General features: G+C 67.5%; 17 protein-coding genes. 5 read left to right on the top strand and 12 right to left on the bottom strand.

Annotation, left to right across the window (positions count from 1 at the left end):
• Nucleotides 1–6 precede the first annotated feature (6 nt).
• Nucleotides 7–324, bottom strand: coding sequence for a cupin domain-containing protein (locus ACOZ4N_RS18925; RefSeq protein WP_424017921.1), 318 nt, complete (start codon nucleotides 322–324; stop codon nucleotides 7–9).
• A gap of 219 nt (nucleotides 325–543) precedes the next feature.
• On the opposite strand from ACOZ4N_RS18925, the gene ACOZ4N_RS18920 reads away from it, so the two are divergent.
• Together ACOZ4N_RS18920 and ACOZ4N_RS18915 are read left to right on the top strand one after the other, a co-directional pair.
• Nucleotides 544–1,497 (top strand): WD40/YVTN/BNR-like repeat-containing protein, encoded by a 954-nt coding sequence (locus ACOZ4N_RS18920; RefSeq protein WP_424017920.1) that lies wholly within the window; start codon nucleotides 544–546, stop codon nucleotides 1,495–1,497.
• A gap of 130 nt (nucleotides 1,498–1,627) precedes the next feature.
• Nucleotides 1,628–2,299: an MBL fold metallo-hydrolase gene (locus tag ACOZ4N_RS18915; RefSeq protein WP_424017918.1), complete on the top strand. Its 672-nt coding sequence runs from the start codon at nucleotides 1,628–1,630 to the stop codon at nucleotides 2,297–2,299.
• Here ACOZ4N_RS18915 and ACOZ4N_RS18910 read toward each other — a convergent pair whose 3' ends face one another.
• The 9 genes from ACOZ4N_RS18910 to ACOZ4N_RS18870 all read right to left on the bottom strand — a co-directional run bounded on the left by ACOZ4N_RS18910 (nucleotide 2,300) and on the right by ACOZ4N_RS18870 (nucleotide 12,767).
• Complete coding sequence (locus ACOZ4N_RS18910) at nucleotides 2,300–3,061, bottom strand: hypothetical protein (RefSeq protein ID WP_424017917.1); 762 nt, start codon at nucleotides 3,059–3,061, stop codon at nucleotides 2,300–2,302. It lies immediately after the preceding gene.
• A gap of 49 nt (nucleotides 3,062–3,110) precedes the next feature.
• On the bottom strand, nucleotides 3,111–3,440 hold the full coding sequence (locus tag ACOZ4N_RS18905; RefSeq protein ID WP_424017916.1) for a DUF7126 family protein: 330 nt from the start codon (nucleotides 3,438–3,440) through the stop codon (nucleotides 3,111–3,113).
• A 43-nt stretch (nucleotides 3,441–3,483) separates the two neighbouring features.
• Entirely contained in the window at nucleotides 3,484–4,023 is a 540-nt protein-coding gene (locus ACOZ4N_RS18900) for a hypothetical protein (protein WP_424017915.1), read from the bottom strand.
• Between the two features lie 40 nt (nucleotides 4,024–4,063).
• A complete protein-coding gene (gene guaA, locus ACOZ4N_RS18895) occupies nucleotides 4,064–4,981 on the bottom strand; it encodes a glutamine-hydrolyzing GMP synthase (RefSeq protein WP_424017914.1) in 918 nt (305 codons plus the stop codon).
• On the bottom strand, nucleotides 4,981–6,633 hold the full coding sequence (gene pyrG, locus ACOZ4N_RS18890) for a glutamine hydrolyzing CTP synthase (RefSeq protein WP_424017913.1): 1,653 nt from the start codon (nucleotides 6,631–6,633) through the stop codon (nucleotides 4,981–4,983). Before pyrG ends, guaA begins: the two co-directional genes overlap by 1 nt.
• Nucleotides 6,634–6,702: 69 nt before the next feature.
• Nucleotides 6,703–8,424, bottom strand: coding sequence for a DUF7289 family protein (locus ACOZ4N_RS18885; RefSeq protein ID WP_424017912.1), 1,722 nt, complete (start codon nucleotides 8,422–8,424; stop codon nucleotides 6,703–6,705).
• Nucleotides 8,425–10,341 carry a type II secretion system F family protein gene (locus ACOZ4N_RS18880; protein ID WP_424017911.1) on the bottom strand — a complete coding sequence of 639 codons (1,917 nt, stop codon included), beginning with the start codon at nucleotides 10,339–10,341 and terminating at the stop codon, nucleotides 8,425–8,427.
• Entirely contained in the window at nucleotides 10,334–12,103 is a 1,770-nt protein-coding gene (locus ACOZ4N_RS18875; RefSeq protein WP_424017910.1) for a type II/IV secretion system ATPase subunit, read from the bottom strand. Before ACOZ4N_RS18875 ends, ACOZ4N_RS18880 begins: the two co-directional genes overlap by 8 nt.
• Before the next feature lie 85 nt (nucleotides 12,104–12,188).
• Entirely contained in the window at nucleotides 12,189–12,767 is a 579-nt protein-coding gene (locus ACOZ4N_RS18870) for an alpha/beta hydrolase (protein ID WP_424017909.1), read from the bottom strand.
• A gap of 55 nt (nucleotides 12,768–12,822) precedes the next feature.
• On the opposite strand from ACOZ4N_RS18870, the gene ACOZ4N_RS18865 reads away from it, so the two are divergent.
• On the top strand, nucleotides 12,823–13,683 hold the full coding sequence (locus ACOZ4N_RS18865; RefSeq protein WP_424017908.1) for a PspA/IM30 family protein: 861 nt from the start codon (nucleotides 12,823–12,825) through the stop codon (nucleotides 13,681–13,683).
• 40 nt (nucleotides 13,684–13,723) lie between these two features.
• Nucleotides 13,724–14,812: a hypothetical protein gene (locus ACOZ4N_RS18860; protein WP_424017907.1), complete on the top strand. Its 1,089-nt coding sequence runs from the start codon at nucleotides 13,724–13,726 to the stop codon at nucleotides 14,810–14,812.
• On the opposite strand, the gene thrS is transcribed toward ACOZ4N_RS18860, so the two are convergent.
• Nucleotides 14,809–16,731, bottom strand: a complete 1,923-nt coding sequence (gene thrS / locus ACOZ4N_RS18855) for a threonine--tRNA ligase (RefSeq protein ID WP_424017906.1) — start codon at nucleotides 16,729–16,731, stop codon at nucleotides 14,809–14,811. The genes ACOZ4N_RS18860 and thrS overlap by 4 nt on opposite strands.
• Before the next feature lie 87 nt (nucleotides 16,732–16,818).
• Complete coding sequence (locus ACOZ4N_RS18850; protein WP_424017905.1) at nucleotides 16,819–17,541, bottom strand: MinD/ParA family ATP-binding protein; 723 nt, start codon at nucleotides 17,539–17,541, stop codon at nucleotides 16,819–16,821.
• A gap of 168 nt (nucleotides 17,542–17,709) precedes the next feature.
• Here ACOZ4N_RS18850 and ACOZ4N_RS18845 point away from each other — a divergent pair, with 168 nt between their 5' ends.
• Nucleotides 17,710–19,227, top strand: coding sequence for a hypothetical protein (locus ACOZ4N_RS18845; protein ID WP_424017904.1), 1,518 nt, complete (start codon nucleotides 17,710–17,712; stop codon nucleotides 19,225–19,227).
• Nucleotides 19,228–19,259: the final 32 nt, after the last annotated feature.

Raw genomic sequence — 19,259 nt, 5'->3', positions numbered from 1 at the left:
CGCCTCTCAGCCGGGGAGCGGGCAGAGACTCGCGGTCAGAATCACCACGTCGTCGGTCCCGTTTCGCGCCCCGTGTGCCTGGCCACGCTCGTTGAACACCACACCGGGCGCGGTGATCGTCGCCTCGGTGTCGTCCTGCACGACGGTCACCGTCCCCTCGAGTACGTGGAACACGTTGGACGCCTCGTCGTGGACGTGCGGGTCGAGTTCCGCCCCCGGTCCCAGGGCGAAGACCTTCACCAGCACGTCGTCGCTGACGGCCAGTTCCTCGTCGATCACCTCGCCCGCGTCGGGGTCGAGGTCGGGCAGTCGATCCAGCGTCATATCCGATGGTCGGTCGGCCCACCCTTAGCGGTTCCGTCGATCACTCACCCTTTGAATATCTTCTGTGGTTTCACACCAGTTTAGGCGATTTCGCGCTCGTTCCACCGACTCACCGAGCGTGTCGGGCCGGTTCGTGTCCTCGTAAACAGGACAAAACGAATGAACTCTCGCTAACGGCTTGCCCACACTAAGTGACAGCCGACCCGAGCGGAAGATGCAATGTCCGACCGAGACCTCTCGCGCAGACGGTTCCTCCAGGCGAGTAGTGTCGCAGTCGCCGCGGCGGCGGTCCCGACGGCCGCGGCGGCCGACGGCGACGGCTGGGCGGTCGCCGAGACGCCCGTCGACAGCTCCCTCTACGACGTCGAACACACGACCGCGGGCGCGTACGCGGTCGGGACCGGCGGCGTCGTCATCGAGCGGACCCCGCGTGGCTGGCGCAAGGTACTCGACGGCGGCCCGACCGGCAACGGCAACAACCTCTACGGCTCCGACGTGACCGACGACGGGAAGCGGCTCTGGTTCGTCGGCTCCTCCGGTGCCATCGGCGAGTACGACGTGGAGACCGGCAGTCTGAACAGTCACTCCGCGCCCATGGACGTGACCAACAACTTCAACGACGTGGCCGTGACCGGCGAGGCCGGCGAGGCGAACGTCTACGTCGCCGGCGACTCCGGGAAGGTCTACTACAGCTTCGAGAACGGCGAGACCGGGAGCTGGAACTACGTCACGCCCGGCAGCGGCTCGGCGATCAACGCCATCGACTGCTACGACGACCGGAAAGGCCACATCGTCGACGGCAACAAGTCCGTCTTCCACACGGGCGACGGCGAGACCTGGGACAAGATCGGGCTGGCCGACGCCAACGTGAACTTCTACGGCGTCGACTCCCACGGCCCGGCCGACGTGTGGATCTCCGGCGGCGGCGGGATGATCTTCCACTGGAACGGCACCGAGTGGGTCCCCGCCGACACCGGCGACGCCGGCCTGCGTGACATCGAGGTCACCGACGCGGGCGACGCCGGTCAGGTCGTCGGCGGCGGCGGGAAGACCTACGCCTACGAGGACCAGTGGGTCCGGGAATCGACGCCCGTCGGCCAGAACCTGAAGGCCGTCGCCCGCGGCGAGGTCGACATCGCCGTCGGTGCCGGCGGGACCGTCCTGGAACGCTGACGCGCTCGACCCGAAACGACCCACCGGCAGGTCGATCCATCCCGCACCCCCGCACCCTTCTCCCCACGGCTGTCCGTCGGGCCTGTCGCTTGGCGTGGCTTTTAGCCGCTGGCGTCCCCAGACTGTGGCGATGGTAACCGAACTCGGGGACGACGTGTGGTGGTACGACCTGCGCGGGGTGAACGCCTACCTCGTCGACGACGGGACGGTGACGCTCGTCGACGCGGGCAACCCGTGGGACGGGCGCAACCTCGTTCTCGGCGTGGATCAGGCCGGCTACTCCCTGCAGGACGTGGATCGCGTCCTGCTCACCCACTACGACTTCGACCACGTCGGCGGCCTGGGCCGCCTGCAGGGCCTGGACGCGACCGTCTACGTCGGGCCGGCCGACGAACCCTATCTGACCGGCAAGGAACGGCCGCCGCTCTCGAACCACAAGGGCGCGCTCCAGAACGCGCTCGGCCCGTTCCTGAAATCGCCCGCTCTCTCCGTCGAGACCGTCGACGACGGCGACGAGGTCGGGAGCTTCACCGCCCACCACACGCCGGGCCACACACCCGGCCACGTGGTCTACGTGAGCGAGGCTCTGGACGCGGCTTTCCTCGGCGACCTCGTCGTGGAGCGAGACGGTGACCTCCGCCCGTCGCCGTGGCTCATGAGCTACGACACCGACGCCGTCGAGGAGAGCATCCGTGATCTGGCCGACCGCGCGCCCGACTTCTCGGTGGCCGCGATGGGGCACGGCACACCCTTCGAGGCCCGCGGCCGCGAGGCGTTCGACGAGTTGGTCGACTCGCTGTAGCTACTCCCCGCCGCCACCGCCGCCACCGTCGAAGCCGCCACCGCCGTCGGCACCGCCCGAATCGGCACCCACGTCGCCGGCGTCGATATCGCCCAGCCCGTCGGCCGCGTCCATGTCCACGTCGTCGAGTTCGTCGAGGTCCGCGTCGCCCGGGTCCACGTCCATCACGCGTTCGAGGACGTCGTCCTCGACGACCGCGGATTCGGGAACTGGCTCCTCCTCGTCCCAGTAGTCCCAGAAGTTCCACGGCGAGGTCAGGTATCGCGACCGCCGGTACTCGTCGTGGTCGCCGGTGTCGGCCGCCGACAGACGCTCCTCGGGCGACGGGAGCCGGTCGTCCAGCACGCGCTCGACCTCGTCGGGCTCGGTCACGTACCGGAGCCGGAGGTTCTCCTCGCCGTGAGCGATCAGTTCGTAGTCGGCCGTCCCGAACAGCCCGCGGGAGAGCGAGTCCATCCGGACGGCCGCCGACACGTCGTCGTAGGCCACCGCGTCGTCGTTGAAGCGGACCCGATCCCGGTAGAACGTCGCCGCACCTCGCCGGTTCCCGACGTAGAACAGCGCCTCCAGCAGGAGGAACACACCGACGCCGGCCAGGATCGTACCGACGCTCTCCTCGACGCCGACCAGCGAAGCCACGAAATCTCCGCCGAATAGTCCGCCGAGAACGCCGAAAAAGCCGGCCATGAAGATCGCGCCGCCGCTGAACACCGCCGGTTTCGGGTCCGTCTCGACCGTCGTGATCGGCTGCGCACCACTCATGCGGGACGTTGCTGTAGCTGTACTGATAAAAATACCGGCGGTTCGGGCGCTACTCGTCCGTGTCGGCGGCCTCTGCGGCCACGTCCTCGGGGTCGAACAGCTCGGGGTCGAGTGCCATGTGGCCCTGGCCTTTCACGAATTCGGGGAGCGAGTCGGTGGTGTAGGCGATGATCCGGAGGTCGTCGGTGAGGTCGGTCGCGACCGGGATCGCGGTCGCCAGCGCGGCGTCGGTGAGGACCAGCAGATCCGCGTCGTGAATCCCCGCCTCCTCCAGCGCCGGGCGGTTGGCGGTGCCCGCGGCGCGCGTAACCGAGAATCCAACTGCCGACAGTGCCGCCCCGAGGTCGTGTTCGTCGGGACCGGCGATGACTGCGTTCATGATTGCTCTCTGTGCCCCCCGGGATTTGGCTCTCACGGTCGTGTCACGCCGACCGACCGCACTCGGCGGACTCGACGTGGGCGGCGAGTGCCCGTTCGACCGCCGCCGAGGCGCGGACGCGGGGGATGCGGAGCCGGTGGCCGTCGGCGTCGTACACGTCGACGGTCCGGGTCCCGACGAGGCGGTCGACGAGCGTCGTCCGAACCCGCACCCGGTCGATCTCCGCGCGCGGCACCGTCACCGCCCGTGACCCGAACGAGCGCGTGATCCAGCCCGGCGTGATCTCGACGGACATCCGGGCCTTCCGCGCCGCGTCGCGCCCGACCGCGAGCCCGATCCCCACGAGCCAGAGGATCAGACCCGTGCGCAGTGAGACGGGCGGTGTCGGCAGGGCAACCAGCAGTCCCAGCCCCCACCACAGCGAGAGGAGTACGGCGAGGACGACCGCGTAGACCAGGCCGGCGACGGCCACGGCCAGCGGGTTCAGGACCGGCACGGCTCGGATCTCCGCACGGATCGGTTCCGGACGGCCCGGCAGATCGAGGGTCCGATGGTCGGGTTCGGACGCTCCGTTGGAGGGCATCGGCTCCCCGAACTCGCGCCAGCGAAAAGAAGACTGGGGGTTACTCGTACTCGATGGTCGCCGGCGGCTTGTGGGTCACGTCGTACAGCACGCGCGCGACGTTCTCGTTTTCGCCCGTGATCCGGCTCTGGATGCGCTGGAGCGTCTCCCAGTCGACGTTCTGGGCACGGGCGGTCATGCCGTCCCGGCTCTCGACCGAGCGGACGGCCACGACCCAGCCGTGGACGCGGTTGTCGCCCTTGACGCCGGTGGCCTTCCCGATGACTGCGGCGAGGGCCTGCCACGGGTCGTGATCCTCCAGTTCCTCCTCGACGACGTGGTTGGCCTCGCGGGCGACTTCCAGTTTCTCCTCGGTCACCTCGCCGATGATCCGCACCGCCAGGCCGGGGCCGGGGAACGGCATCCGCTCGGCGATGATCGCCTCCAGATCGAGGTCGCGGGCCACCTCGCGGACCTCGTCCTTGTAGAGGTCCCGCATCGGCTCGACGATGCCCTCGAAGTCCACCACGTCGGGCAGGCCGCCGACGTTGTGGTGGGACTTGATCGTCCCCTCGCTCTCGATGCGGTCGGGGTAGATCGTCCCCTGCACGAGGTAGTCGGCGTCGACCTCGCGAGCGACGGTCTCGAACTCCCGGATGAACTGCTCGCCGATGGCGTGGCGCTTCTCCTCCGGGTCGGTGATGCCCGACAGGGCGTCGAGGAAGCGGTCCTTGGCCTCGACGATCCGCAGCGAGTCCATGTAGTCGAAGGTCTCGCGGATCTGCTCGGTCTCGCCTTTCCGCATCAGGCCGGTGTCGACGTAGACGGGGGTAAGCTGGTCGCCGATGGCCTCGTAGGCCAGCGCGGCGGCCGTCGAGGAGTCGACGCCACCCGAGAGGGCGATGACGGCGTTTTCGTCGCCGACCGACTCGCTGATCTCGTCGATCTTCTCGTCGATAAAGGAATCCACGTCGACCATCAGACTTCCACCTCCTCACGTTCCGCAACGTCCGTCTCGTCCAGCACGGCCTCCAGCAGGCCGACGAACGGCGGGCTGGCGCGGCCGGGCCGCGAGCGGAACTCGGGGTGGAACTGCGTCCCCAGATAGTAGGGGTGGTCGGGCAGTTCCAGGATCTCCATGCGCTTGTTGGTGTGGCCCGAGAAGACGAGGCCGGCGTCCTCCAGCTCCTCGATGTACTCGGGGTTGACCTCGTAGCGGTGGCGGTGCCGTTCCGTACAGGACGTGTCGCCGTACAGCTCGTGGGCGAGCGTCCCGGCGTCGATGTCGGTCTCGTGAGCGCCCAGCCGCATCGTCCCGCCCATGTCCTCCAGGTCGTACTGCTCGGGGAGCAGGTCGATCACGGGGTGGGGCGTCTCCTCCTCGATCTCGGCGGAGTGGGCGTCCTCCAGGTCGAGGACGTTGCGCGCGTACTCGACGACGGCCATCTGGAAGCCCAGACAGAGACCGAGCCACGGCAGGTCGTTCTCGCGGGCGTACCGGCAGGCCTCGATCTTCCCCTCGATGCCCCGGGAGCCGAAGCCGCCGGGGACGACGACGCCGTCCACGTCGTCGAGTTCCCCGTCGTAGCCGTCGGCCAGGTCCTCGCTGTGGACCCACGTCGTGGTCACGTCGACGCCGGCTTCGAGGCCGGCGTGTTTCAGCGACTCGTGGATCGAGATGTAGGCGTCTTCCAGCCCGTACTTCCCGACGAGTGCGATCTCGACCTCGCCGGTCGTGTCCTGGGTCACGAGTTCCCGCCAGCGGTTGTCCCGTTCGGCCTCGGGCAGGGCCTCCGACTGCAGGTCGAGCCGTTCCATCACGTACTCGTCGAGGCCCTCCTCCTCGACCATCAGCGGGACGTGATAGATGTCCTCCACGTCCGGGTTCGAGAAGACGGCGTCGGTGGGCACGTCACAGAACAGCGCGATCTTCTCTTTCACGTCGGCGTGGAGTTTGTCCTCACAGCGGCCCACCAGAATGTCGGGCTGGAGGCCGATGGACCGGAGTTCCTTGACCGAGTGCTGTGTTGGCTTGGTCTTCTGTTCGCCGTTTTTCGAGTAGGGGACGAGGGTGACGTGGGTAAAGAGGATGTCGTCGTCGTCTTCCTCGTGGGCGAACTGGCGCAGGGCTTCCAGATAGGGCATCCCCTCGATGTCCCCTACCGTGCCGCCGACTTCGACGATGCACACGTCGTGGCCCTCGGCGGCCTCCCGGATGCGCCGCTTGATGTCGTCGGTTATGTGCGGGATGATCTGGACGGTCTTGCCCAGGTAGTCGCCCGCCCGCTCTTTCTCGATGACGTGCTGGTAGACCTTCCCCGTGGTGACGTTGTGGTCGAAGGTCATGTCGATGTCGAGGAACCGCTCGTAGTTCCCCAGGTCCAGGTCGACCTCCCCGCCGTCTTTCAGCACGTACACCTCGCCGTGCTGGTAGGGGTTCATCGTCCCCGCGTCGACGTTGAGATAGGGGTCGATCTTGACCGCCGTTACGTCGAAGCCGGCGTTTGCCAGCAGCCGTCCCGTACTCGCGGCGGTGATGCCTTTCCCCAGTCCGGACATCACGCCGCCGGTGACGAAAATGAACTTCCGACCCAGCTCGGGGTCGTAGTTCGTCTCTGATTCGGTCGGCATACCGACGGTGCGCGCGGCGCGCTCAAAACGGTTACGGGAAGCCCCGAGTGTGCAACGTATGCACACTTTTCAGCCGCCGCGAAGGGTCACCTCGCCGTGGACCTCGGTGAAGGTCACGTCCACGTCGTTGTCCCGGACGAAGTTCCGGACGGTCGAGAGCCCGCTCGTACTCCCGTCGTAGCTCTGTGAGACGAGCAGGTCCAGCGGTTCCTCGCCGCGGTACCAGCGGTCGAGGACGGACTCTTTGAGCCGGCCGTCGAACACCTCCGAGAACGAATCGTCGGCGGGCCCGCGCCGGAGGATTCGAACCTCGCGGTTGTTCCAGTCGCCGTTCCCCTGACGTTCGAGTCCGTCGCGGTCCCCGGGGATCAGGAAGCGGACGGTCTCGCCGCCGCTGGTGGCGTCGAAGACGAGCCTGAGATACTCGTTGGCGTCGTCGCTCCCGTCGGCGCTCGTCGACTCCAGCACGGGATTCGACAGTTCGAGGCCGCCGCCAGCCACGTTGCGCCACGTACAGCCCTCGTCGGCTTCGGTGAGCCGGCGGGTGGGGTTCGCGGCCGACCACTCGGCGGGCGCACAGGGGTCGGTGACGGTACCGCCGCCGGTGCCGTCCCCGCCGCCACCCCCGGCAGGCGACACGACTCGAACGGTGTAGTTCACCGTCTGTGCGGCTCCGGGCGCGTCGCCGTATGTCACTGCGACCGTCGCCGTCCCGGAGCCGTCCGCGACGTAGCGGATCACTGCCTGTCCGTCTTCGTCGGTCCGCCCGCGGACGAGTTCTGCGCGGCCCGGCCCGTCGACGACTTCGGTTGCGACCTGCACGCCGCTCTCGGGGTTGTCGAAGCGGTCGCGCACCTCGGCGGTCAACAGCGTGTCCGTCCCGTCGAGGATCGTCGTCTCCTGCAGGCCGGTTCTGGTGATGTAGCGCGGCCCCGGATCGGTCGTGTTCGACCCGACCCCGACCTGCCCCAGTCGGAGGTCGTAGGTGGTGTTCGCCGCGAGCGTCACGACGAGGCGGTCGTGGGGCTCGCCCGCGACGACCGAAACGCTCGTCACGTATCCCCCCGCCGCCTGCCGTTCGTCCGCCAGCAGGTCCTGCCACGTCGACTCGCTGCCCGTCGTCGGGAGCGAGAGGGTGATCGGCGTCGCGCTCTCGACGCTGACCGTCTCGGCCGGCGCGCTGAGCGGGTCGAGTGTGAGGGTCGCGGCCTCGCTACTGCCCCGGGAGTACCGCCCGGCCAGGGCCGTCAGGGAAACGTCGCGCCCGGAGACCAGCGTCGTCCCCGAGAGTGCGCTGGAGCCCTGCTCGAAGGTGTTGAGGACCACGGCGCTCTCTAGCACCGTCGCCGGCGCGGATCGGTACTCGTTGTAACCCGGGTCGTAGACGAGGTGGCGCGTGCTGAAGGTCCGGACGGTCCCGTTCCAGTAGTGGCCGGTCTCCCCGACGGCGGTGGCGTTCTCGATCCGGATCTCGCCGGGGTCGCTCGTCCGGAGCGTACCGGTCGGGTCCGGCGGGTTCAACAGGAACGGGCGGGTCGGGTAGCGTGTCCCGAGCGTGACGGTCCGGGTGCCGGCGCGACCGCTGGTAGCCACCTCGGAGACGGCGTCGCCGAGTCGCTGTATGTCCTCCTGTGCGCGCTGGTTGTGCTGGAACTCGATCCCCTGGTTCCAGGTGGGCACCGCGAACGTCTGGACGGTAACGAGCGTGAGCAGGAGGATGCCAAAGAGCAGGGCGAAGCCGATCACGGCCGACTGGCCGCGGTCGGTCGCGGTGTGAGAACTTTCAGTCATTCAGATCACCCAGAAGGCCGCGACCGAGACACCGAGCAGTGCGATGCTGTATTTGAGGCCCGCGTAGGCGCTGTCCTGGGACATCTTGCCCGCGATCATGCCGATACACACCGCCTGGACGAGCGCCGAGTGGACCAGCGTCAGCCGGAACACGGAGACGTTGATCGCCGAGAGCGTCGCCGGTAGCCGCGGGTCGCCCGTTGTGATCGTCTGGCCCACCTCGGCGACGGTCTGGAGGTAGAAATCGTCGATGAGCAGGACGATCCCCAGATAGACGAGGAAGGCGACGACGGCCGCGGCGACGTAGCTCAACACCTCGGTGGTGCGGGCACGCCGGAACTCGCGGTGGGTGCGACTCGTCTCCGCGGCGATCGAGAGCACCCGGTCGAGGTCGCCGCTGGTCTCGTCTGCGTCGACCACCAGCCGGAGCGTCCGGGTCACGTCGCGCGTCCGCGCTCGCGCGGCCAACCGCCGGAGCGCGGCCCGCGTGTCCGCGAACCACGACACGTCGTTGTGGACGCGGGTGAGTTCCGCCCCGACCCGGCCGGTCGAGCGGCGCGCGACGATGTCGATGGCTTCCGACAGCGGGATGCCCATCCGGTTGGCGCTCGCGACCGAGGAGAGCACGTCCGGGAACCGGTCGAGGACGTGCCGGAGTTCCCGCTCGCGGGCCTCGTACAGCACCGACACCGGGAGCGTGACGACGACGAACGGCAGGACCGCCAACAGTCCCGTCGTTCGAGTGGGGGCGTCGTAGAACGCGGCGACGCTTGGCTCGACCACGCCGGTCGCGACGAGAGCCACGACGAGGGTCGCCGCCACCGGAACCGAGACGAGCAACGACCGGATCGGATTCGTGGCCAGTTCCGGGATCGGGTTCGAGAGCCGGTCACGGAGCTTCTGCCGTCGCTTCTCGGCCTCGTACTCGGCGACGGCCGGATCGTCGGGCGTCTCCGGCGCGTCAGTCCGCCGGGGCAGTGTCCGCCGGCCCTGCGTGAACGGCGCGTTGAGTACGTCGAGCATGAGGTAGGCGAGCAACGAGCCGAGCGGCAAGACCACGTAGACGATGAGCATGGCACCGTCACCGGTCGGCGAACCGAGGATGCCGATCACCATCAGCAGGATCAACAGGAACAGTGGGCCGGCGACCATCGCGACGACGTAGATCTCCGCGAACAGCGAGAGCGTCCCCAGGTACCGGTCCTGTGCCATGCGGGCCTCGCGGGCGTACTGGCCCCGCACCTCGTCGAGGAAGTCCGTCACGTTCCCGCCCGAGTCGATGATCGCCAGCAGGTCCTGGAGGAACTCGCTGAGGTTGTCGCTGGGCGTGGCGTCGGCGACCCGCTGGAGTGCCGTCAGGAAGTCCGCCCCGAAGTACTCCATCTCGCGAGTCACCAGGTCGATCTCGTGGGCGGCTTCCCCGTAGATCTCCTCGGTCTCGGCGACCCGCCGGAGGACCTCGACGGTGTTCATCCCGCCACTGGAGAGGGCGAACATATAGGTGATCACGTCCGGCAACAGGAGGTCGATCTTGCGGCGACGCTGTCTGGCGCGGTACCGGGGCGCGTAGTACAACCCGAACCACGTCGCCAGCCCGAACACCCCACCGAAGACGGGTGGGACGACGAGACTCGCGACCAGCGTCGACCCGAGAGGGCCGGCGGCGAGGGTCGCGAAGACCGTCCCGGCGAGAATCTGCGCGAGGACGAGGCCGACCACGACACCGACGAGGACGGCCGAAAGCGAGACGGTCGCGACGCGAGCGAGGTAGGCGTCGACCGTCGTCGGCATCCGCGCCCGGTTGAGGTCGGTCCGGAGGTCGACGTGGCGCTCCCGGCGGGCCCGGAAGAACTCCCGGAGCCACTGGGCGGCCGGGACGAAGCGCCCGGTCTCGCTGGGCTGTGGCTCCTCAGTCATCCGTCCCGAGTTCGGCGAGCGTCCCGTCTTCGACTCGTTCGAGCACCGCCTCGGGGTCGCGGTCGAACCGCCACAGCACCTCGCTCACCGTCTCGTAGTCGGCGATGTCCTCGGTCACCATGTGCCGGAGGAGGCGCTCGCGGCGGCCGAGTTCCGCCGCCAGATCCGACTCGTCCCAGCCGCGCATCCGCATGACTTCCCGCAGTTTGCCGGACGGCTCGACCGACGCCATCTCGTCGTCGCCGGGTTGCCACTCGTACACGTCCCGAACCTCGGTGCCGCCGTCGGGGTCACGGAAGAACTCCGAGATGCCGACGTTCCGGCGAACCCGCCGGTCGTCGAGGAACAACTGGCGCTGGATCGCCACGATGTCCAGTTCCCGGACCATCTGTTCCGGCACCGAGAGCGGCGGGTTCTGGAGGCGCGAGAGGACGGTCTCGGTCGAGTCGGCGTGCATCGTCGTGTACGCCGTGTGGCCGGTCGCCATCGCCTGGAAGAAGGCGAGCGCCACGTCCTGTTCGGTGCGGATCTCGCCGACCAGCAGGTACTCCGGACGCTGGCGGAGTGCGGCCTGCAGGAGTTCGTACATCCCGATCTCGCCGCGGCCGCCCTCGAACCCCTCGCGCGTGACGCTCTGAATCCAGTTGTCGTGGGGCAGGGTGATCTCGCGGGTGTCCTCGATGGAGATTACCTTGCTCTTTCGCGGGACGAACATCGAGACGGCGTTCATCGAGGTGGTCTTGCCCGAGGCGGTCCCACCCGCGAAGATGAGCGAGAGGTTGTTCTCGATGGCCAGCCAGAGATAGGTCATCGTCTCCACAGAGAAGGTCCCCCACTGGATGAGATCGATCGGGGTCAGGGGCACCTCCGCGAACCGCCGGATCGTGAAGTTCGACCCCCGGGAACTCACTTCCTCGCCCAGCGTCATCTGGATACGCGAGCCTTCGGGGAGGCTGGCGTCGACCATCGGTTCGGCCACCGAGATGTGCTTGTCGCTGCGCTGTGCCAGCCGGATGATGAGCGAGTTGAGCGCCTCGCGGTCGAACCGGACGTTCGTCTCCAGGTCGCGGTAGCCCCGGTGGTAGACGTACACCGGGACGTTCGTGCCGTCACAGGAGATGTCCTCCAGCTGGCGGTCGCGCATGAGGGGATCGACCGCGTCGTAGCCCAGCAGGTCCCGAGTGATGTAGTAGTGGACCTTGTGGATCGACCCCGGGTCCGCGTCGGCGGCGTAGCGGTTGGCCAGGCCGGCCAGTTCCCGCGAGAGGGTCTCTTCGGGGTCGTCCTCGCGGGGGACGTGCAGGAGGACCTCGCGCAGTTCCGTGATCATGTCCGCCCGGAAGTGGTCCTCGAACGTCGAGAGGGTCGGCTCGACGACGTGGTAGCGCTCGTCGTTCTCCCGTTGGTCTTCGACGATCGAGACGTACGCGAAGGGCTTGTTCACCCAGTAGCGTTCCAGTTCGTGGTACCGGTCGGCGTACTCGAAGTCGAAAAACGAGTCCCGGAGGAACGATTCGTCAGGCTGCGGCGCGACGAGGTCCGTCGCAGACTCGAAGTGCCCGATCACGTCGGCCGTGACTTCCTCGCGGGGGTCACCCGGCGTCGTGACGGCCGGTTCGTCGGTCGTGACGCGCATCGGCTCCTCGCCCTCGGGCGGACGCGGCGGACCCGCAGAGGTTTCGTCCAGCGCCGCCTCCTCGGTCTCGACCCGCGACGACCAGTCGACCGCCTCCTGCTCGTCGCCGTGGTCGGAATCCGACATATGAATACGCCGTGTTGTCGGCGCAAAGACGGTTAAAGCTTGAGGGTGAGACGAGGGTCGTGTCCGGGATCACAGCCCCACGCCGCTACGGGGACAGGAACGCCGCGACCGACTCGCCGATCCGGTCGACCTGGCCCGCGAAGAAGTGATCGCCCGGGGCCGGTTCCACAACGTTCCCGCGCTCGCGTGCGCGCTCGGCCACCGGCTCCCACTCGACGGTCGAGTCTCGCTCCCCGAAAACGACCTGCACGGGACAGGAAAGCGTTTCGAGGGCCGCCACCGTGTCGGCGTCCCCGAGCGTCGCGGGCGGTGCGAGGACGGAGAGGGCGGCCGGCTCCGATTCGGCCGCCGCCAGCAGTGCGACGCCGGCACCGAAACTGTAGCCGAACAGCCCCACGTCGGCGTAGCGGTCCCGCGCCGACGCGAGGACGTTCAGCGCGTCCCGGCGCTCGGCCTCGCCCTCGTCCCAGGGGCCGTAATCGAACCGCAGGCAGGCGATTCCGCGGTCGGCCAGCGACTCCCCGACGGCACGCAGGCGGGGGTCCGACCGCGTGCCGCCCATCTGTGGGTGTGGCGGGCAGGCGACGACTGCCCGGTCGGCCTCGGGCGTGTCGACGGTGACCTGAACGGTGCGGTCACCATCGATGCGGCGCTGCTCGCTCATGTAGGCGGACAGTCAGGTGTGAGAGATTTAAGGGCAGCGGTACCCAAGGCATCCCATGGGCATCCTCTCGCGCGCCTCCTACATCGTCCGCTCGAAGGTCAACGGGCTCCTCAACAGGGCCGAAGACCCCTCCGAGACCCTCGATTACTCCTACGAGCAGATGCGTGACGAACTCCAGAACGTCAAGCAGGGCATCGCCGATCTGACGACCCAGAAGAAACGACTGGAGATCCAACAGCGCCGCCTCGAGGAGAACGTCGAGAAGCACAACGATCAGGCCCGCGAGGCCGTCCGGCAGGACCGCGAAGACCTCGCGCGCCGGGCGCTGGAGAAGAAAAAGCAGAAGATGAACCAGATCGAGGACCTGGAGAGTCAGATCCAGGACCTCCAGCGCCAACAGGACCAGTTGATCGAAAAGAAAGACGAACTCCAGAACCGCATCGAGCAGTTCCGCACGAAAAAGGAGACGATGAAGGCCCGCTACAAGGCCGCCGAGGCCTCCAACCGCGTCTCCGAGGCGATGACCGGGGCCGGTGACGAGATGGAAGACGTGGGCCGGGCCATCCAGCGGGCCGAGGAACGCACCGAGGAGATGGAGGCACGCGCCGCCGCGATGGACGAACTGCAGGAGAGCGGGGCCTTCGAGGACGCCATGAGCGACAAGGATCAGCTGGACCGGGAACTCGAGGAGATCCGGACCACGGGCGAGGTCGACGCCGAACTCGACACGATCAAAGCCGAGATGGGGAAAGACGAGGGGGAGACAGAGGCCGACACCGCCGACACGGCGGCGGATACCGAGACCGCCGACGTGGACCCCGAAGCCGTCGAGACTCCCGATAGCGAGGAGACGGACGTCAGCGACGCGGAACTCGACGCCGAGCTCGAGGAGCTGAAAGAAGAGGAGAAAAGCTAGAGGCCGCGTCTTTTTCCGGGTGCCGGTCGTCGGTCAGTGTATGCCGGACACCGACGGCGACGGGGAGCAACCGAGCGACACGATGCGCCAGCGGGTGCCCGAGAGCAGCGCGAAGTTCTGGTTCATGCTCGACGCGGATCGGTGGGTCGTGACGACGCTCATCTCGGTGACCATCTTTCTCGGGGTGATCGTGTTCGGGGTCGCCGCCCCGGCAACCCCATCGCAACTCCTGGCGACCGGCGACCCGCTGGAGACGCTGTTCCAGGCGATCATCGGGGCGACGGTCACGGGCGTCACGCTCGTGTTGACGCTGAGCCAGCTAGTCCTCTCACAGGAGCAAGGGCCAGTCGGTGATCAGCGCGAGCGCATGGAGGGTGCCATGTCGTTCCGTCGCGACGTGGAAGACGTGATCCAGGAGCCGGTGAGCCCGGCCCAACCCTCCGCATTCCTCCGGTCGCTGGTGAAACTCACCAGGCGGCGCGCCGAAGCCCTCCAGAACGCGGTCGACGACATCGACGACGACGACCTCTCGGAACAGGTCGGAACCTTCGTCGATAGCCTCGAAGAGAACGCCGACGCGGTCGCGAGCAACCTCGAAGGCGCACAGTTCGGCGAATTCGACGTGGTGTTCTCGGCGCTGAACTACAACTACTCGTGGAAGCTGTACGCCGCGCGTCGCATCCGAGCCGAGAACGAAGACGTGTTGACCGACCCCGCAATCGAGGCGTTCGAGGAACTCGTCGACGCGCTCGAACTGTTCGGCCCGGCCCGCGAACACTTCAAGACGCTGTACTTCCAGTGGGAGCTGACGAACCTCTCGCGAACCATCCTCTTCACCGCGATTCCGGCGCTGATCGTCGCGATCGGTATGCTCCTGTTTTTCGAGGTCAGCACGATCACGTCGACCACGTTCGGCCGGACCGACGCCCTCTATTTCGTGGCGCTTGCGGTCACGGTATCCTTGCTCCCCTTCGCCATCCTGCTGTCGTACATCCTGCGGATCGTCACGGTCACGAAGCGGACGCTCGCCATCGGCCCGTTCGTCCTCCGGGACACCGACCGGGAACGTGATCTAGACTGGGGCGATACGGAGCCGAAAAGCGGCGACAGCGCGGGTCTGGACGACTAGTCCAGGAAGTCCGGTTCGATCCGCTGTGCGCCCACTTCGTCGTCGAGGTGCTCGCGGAAGGCCGTCGGGTCCACGTCGTTCGCCTCGCGTTCCTTCCGGTCGCGCACCGAGATGGTCCCCTCGCTCTCCTCGTCGTCACCGAGGATGAGCATGTACGGCACCAGGTCCTCGTGGGCCTGCCGAATCTTCTTTTTGACCGTCCAGGAGCGTTCCTCGATGGTCACCCGGTAGTCGCCCAGTTCGCGTTTGATCTCCTCGGCGTAGGGGATGTGGTCGTCGCTGATCGGGAGGATCCGGACCTGTTCGGGCGCGAGCCAGGTGGGGAACTTCCCGTTGTAGTGTTCGGTCAGGACCATGAAGAACCGTTCGTAGGAGCCATACAGCGCGCGGTGGATCATCACCGGTCGGTGTTCCTCGTTGTCCTCACCGACGTAGGTCAGGTCGAACCGCTCGGGCATGTTGAAGTCCAGCTGGACCGTCGGCCCGTCCCAGTCCCGGCCGAGCGCGTCCTCGAAGGCGAAGTCGATCTTCGGGCCGTAGAACGCGCCGTCGCCGTCCTCGACCACGTACTCCATGTCGGCGGAATCGAGGACCGATTCCAGTTGCGATTCGGCGCGCTCCCAGATCTCGTCGCTCCCGACGGACTTGTCGGGCCGGGTGGCGAACTGGACGGTGTAGTCCAGCTCGAAGGTGTCGAGGATGTCGAGGATGATGTCGATGATCGCCTCGACCTCGTCTTCGATCTGGTCCGGGCGGACGAACAGGTGGCCGTCGTCGATGGTGAACGACCAGACCCGCGAGAGGCCGGAGAGTTCGCCGCGCTGTTCCTTGCGGTAGACCTTGCCGTCCTCGAAGTACCGCACCGGGAGGTCACGATAGGACCACTGCCCCTGATCGAAGATGGTCGCGTGGCCGGGGCAGTTCATGGGCTTGAGCCCGTATTCCTCGTCGTTCACGTCCAGCAGGAACATGTCGTCGACGTAGTTCTCGTAGTGGCCCGACTTCTTCCAGAGTTCCGTGCGGAAGACGTGGGGCGTCTCGACCTCGCGGTAGTCGTTCTGCCGGTTGAGGCCGGCCACGTAGTCGGAGAGTTCGTTCAGGATCGTCTTCCCGTTGGGGTGATAGAGGGGCAGGCCCGGGCCGGTGGTCTCGTCGATGGAAAAGAGGTCCATCTCCTGGCCGATCTTGCGGTGGTCCCGTTCCTGGGCCTTCCGGCGTTGTTCGAGGAACTCTTCGAGGTCGTCCTCGGAGGGGAAGGCGGTGCCGTAGACGCGGGTGAGCATCTCGTTGTCCTCCTCGCCGCGCCAGTACGCGCCGGAGATTTCGAGCAGGGAGAACCCGCCGATCTCACCCGTGGACTCGACGTGGGGTCCCTGACAGAGGTCGTAGAACTCGCCTTGCTGGTAGAACTGGACGGGGTCCTCGCCGGCGGCCTCGTCTTCGAGGATCTCCCGTTTGAAGCGGTTGTCCTCGTAGCGGTCGAACGCCTCGTCGCGAGGGACCATGTCCCGCTCGATGTCCAGGTCCGCCTCGATGATGTCGTGGGCTTCCTCCTCGATGGCTTCGAGGTCGTCCTCGTCCAGATCGACGCCGGCGATGTCGTAGTAGAAGCCGTCGTCGGTCCAGGGGCCGATGGTGAGTTTCGCCTCGGGATAGCGTCGTTCCAGGGCCTGTGCGAACACGTGGGCCGCGGAGTGGCGGAGTACGTCGAGGTACTCGTCGGCACTCGGTGTGACGATCTCCAGTTCCACGTCCGCCTCGATGGGGGCGTGCTTGTCGACGAGTTCGCCGTCGACGACCCCGGCGACGGTGTCCCGACCCAATCCCGGTCCGATTTCGAACGCGACGTCCTCGACCGTCGACCCCTGCTCCATCTCGAGGGTCGACCCGTCGGGGAGCGTGACCGTGACCTCGCTCATACCCGTGGCAAGTCGGCACCGCGGGATAAGTGTATTGAGAACCGGGCGACCAGTCCGGGGTCGCCGACCCGACAGGAATCGGCTCGATCAGGACTCGACGGCCCGTTCGACCGCCGAGTCGTCGATCCTGTCGGCGAGTTTCGTCCCGAGACGGCGGTAGGCCTGTGCGGCGTAGCTGTCCGGCGACGTGACCACGAGCGGTTCGTCGGCCGTCGCCTCGTCGTCCTGTGGCACCACGCCGAGGATCTCCTCGCCAAGTTCCTCGCCGACCGCGGACACGTCGATGTCGTCGCGCACCTTCGTCAGGACGGCCCCGACGATGGAACCGTCGACGCGCTCGGCGAGGTCGCCGACCTTCTTGGCGTCGGTCAGCGACACCTCGTCGGGCGTCGTCACCAGGACGATGCCGTCGGACATCCCCGCCGGCACCAGCGTCTCGTGGGAGAGCCCCGCGCCCGTGTCGACGATGACCGCCTCGTAGGAGCGTCGCAGTGCCCGCAGGACCGGCCGGAGGTTCGACGGATCGGCCTCCGCGAACGACTCCAGCGTGCCCCGCCCGGCCAGCACCGACACGCCCCGGGGCCCCTCGGCGATGGCGTCGCCCAACTCGGCATCGCCGGCCAGCACGTCGTGGAGGCGCGGTTCGTGATCCAGCCCGAGCAGTTCGCTCAGGTTCGTCATCCCCAGATCCGCGTCCACCACGATGGTTCGCCGGCCCGCCGCTTGCAGTGCGATCGCCGTGTTTACAGCCGTCGTCGTCTTGCCCACACCGCCCTTGCCGCCCGCAACCGTGTACACGTCCCCAGCCATGAGTTATCGACAATACCTTCCGATAACTCAAATAAATATCGTGGGTAAAGAAAGGTGTTTTAAATAAAGCGGGGGTGGGACCCGTTCGGTTCCCCGGCTCGGCGTGGTGGTTCGGCGGGCGCGGGCAATCCGCAACACTGAATCCCTCGCTCTCGGGATTCTTTGGCAATGACCGATCCGGTCGAGCTGGTGGGGCAGTCGCTCTCTCCGGCGACGCGGGACGCGTTCGAGGACCGCGTGGACGAGCAGGCGGCGTTTCTCAGGACGGCGCTGGAGCAGGGCGACCTCGACACCGAAGGGTTCGCCATCGGGCTGGAACTGGAAGTGTACGCCGTCGACGACGGCGGGCGACTCACGGCGATCCCCGAGGGCGTCTTCGAGGCGTGCAACAAGGAGCTGGGGCTTCACAACGCCGAGTTGAACACCGATCCGGACCCGTTCACGGCCGACGGACTCGACGCGCAGGCGCGGGCGCTGGCGGCCCAGTGGGAGCAGGCACGGGCCGCGGCCCGCGATCACGGCTGTGACCTCGTGCTGGACGCGATGTGGACGACGCCGCCGGCGGAGGGGAGCGTCGACTATCTCGGCGACACCGACGACCACGACGGGACCGACCTCCCGGCGAACATGCGGCCGGTCCCGCGGTACTGGGCCATCGACCGCCACTGCGTGGACCTGGCCGACGGGGCCATCCCATTCGACGTGCCCGGCGCGACCGTCGAGTTCCCGACGATCCTGTTCGAGTCGCTGGCCACGTCGATTCAACCGCACGTCCAGATCCCCGACGCCACCGAGTTCCCGCGATACCACAACCTCGGCATCCGGACGCTCGGCCCGGTGCTGGCGCTCGCGACCAACTCCCCGTTCCTCCCGGGGGACATGTACGACGACGGCGTCGACCCCGAGGCGCTGCTCGACGAGACCCACCACGAACTCCGGATCGCCGCGTTCGAGCAGTCGGTCAACCACACCGACCCGTCGAAGTGTCGCGTGCCCGACGACCTCGAGGCGGACGCCGACGCCGTCGATCACGTCGTCGACGACCCACTCCTGGCCCCCTTCCTCGCGGAGTGGGTCGAGGGGGCCGAGGAGGGCTTCACCGGCGAGATCTGGGAGTTCGACCACAAGCGCGGGACCTTCTGGCGCTGGCTTCGGGGCGTCATCGGCGGCGACCACGTGGACGGCATCGGCGGCCGCCGCTCGATCCGCATCGAGTACCGCCCCCTCCCGACCCAGCCGTCGATCCGTGACATCGTGGGCTTCCAGGCGCTCGTCGGCGGCCTCCTCCGGGGCCTCGTCGCCGCCGACCACCCGCTGGGCGACCTCGACCACGACGCCGCGGAACGGAGTTTCTACGAGGCCGTCGAGAACGGGCTCGACGCCGAACTGGCCTGGATCACTGCCGACGGCGAGCGGACGGGCGACAGCGAGACGATCTTCGCCGAGGTCTTCGAGTTCGCTCGCCGCGGACTCGCCGAGCAAGGCATCGACGACGCCACCGCGGACCGCTACCTCGATCCACTCGAAGCCCGCTGGGACGAGCGGACGACTCCGAGCCAGTGGAAGATCGACCGCGCCCGCGCAGAACTGGAGGCGGGCGCGTCGCTGGAAGAAGCACTGGAGACAGTTCAGTCCGAGTACGCCCGGCTCTCCCGGGAGCACGAGACGTTCGCGGACTGGCTCTGAGCGTCAGTTGCCAGTATCACCGAAATCTGTTG

This window comes from Halorientalis pallida, from assembly GCF_049605515.1.
GTDB classification, from domain to species: domain Archaea; phylum Halobacteriota; class Halobacteria; order Halobacteriales; family Haloarculaceae; genus Halorientalis; species Halorientalis pallida_A.
Note: the sequence above shows the minus strand (reverse complement) of the source record. Positions and strands in the feature narration are given on the sequence as shown.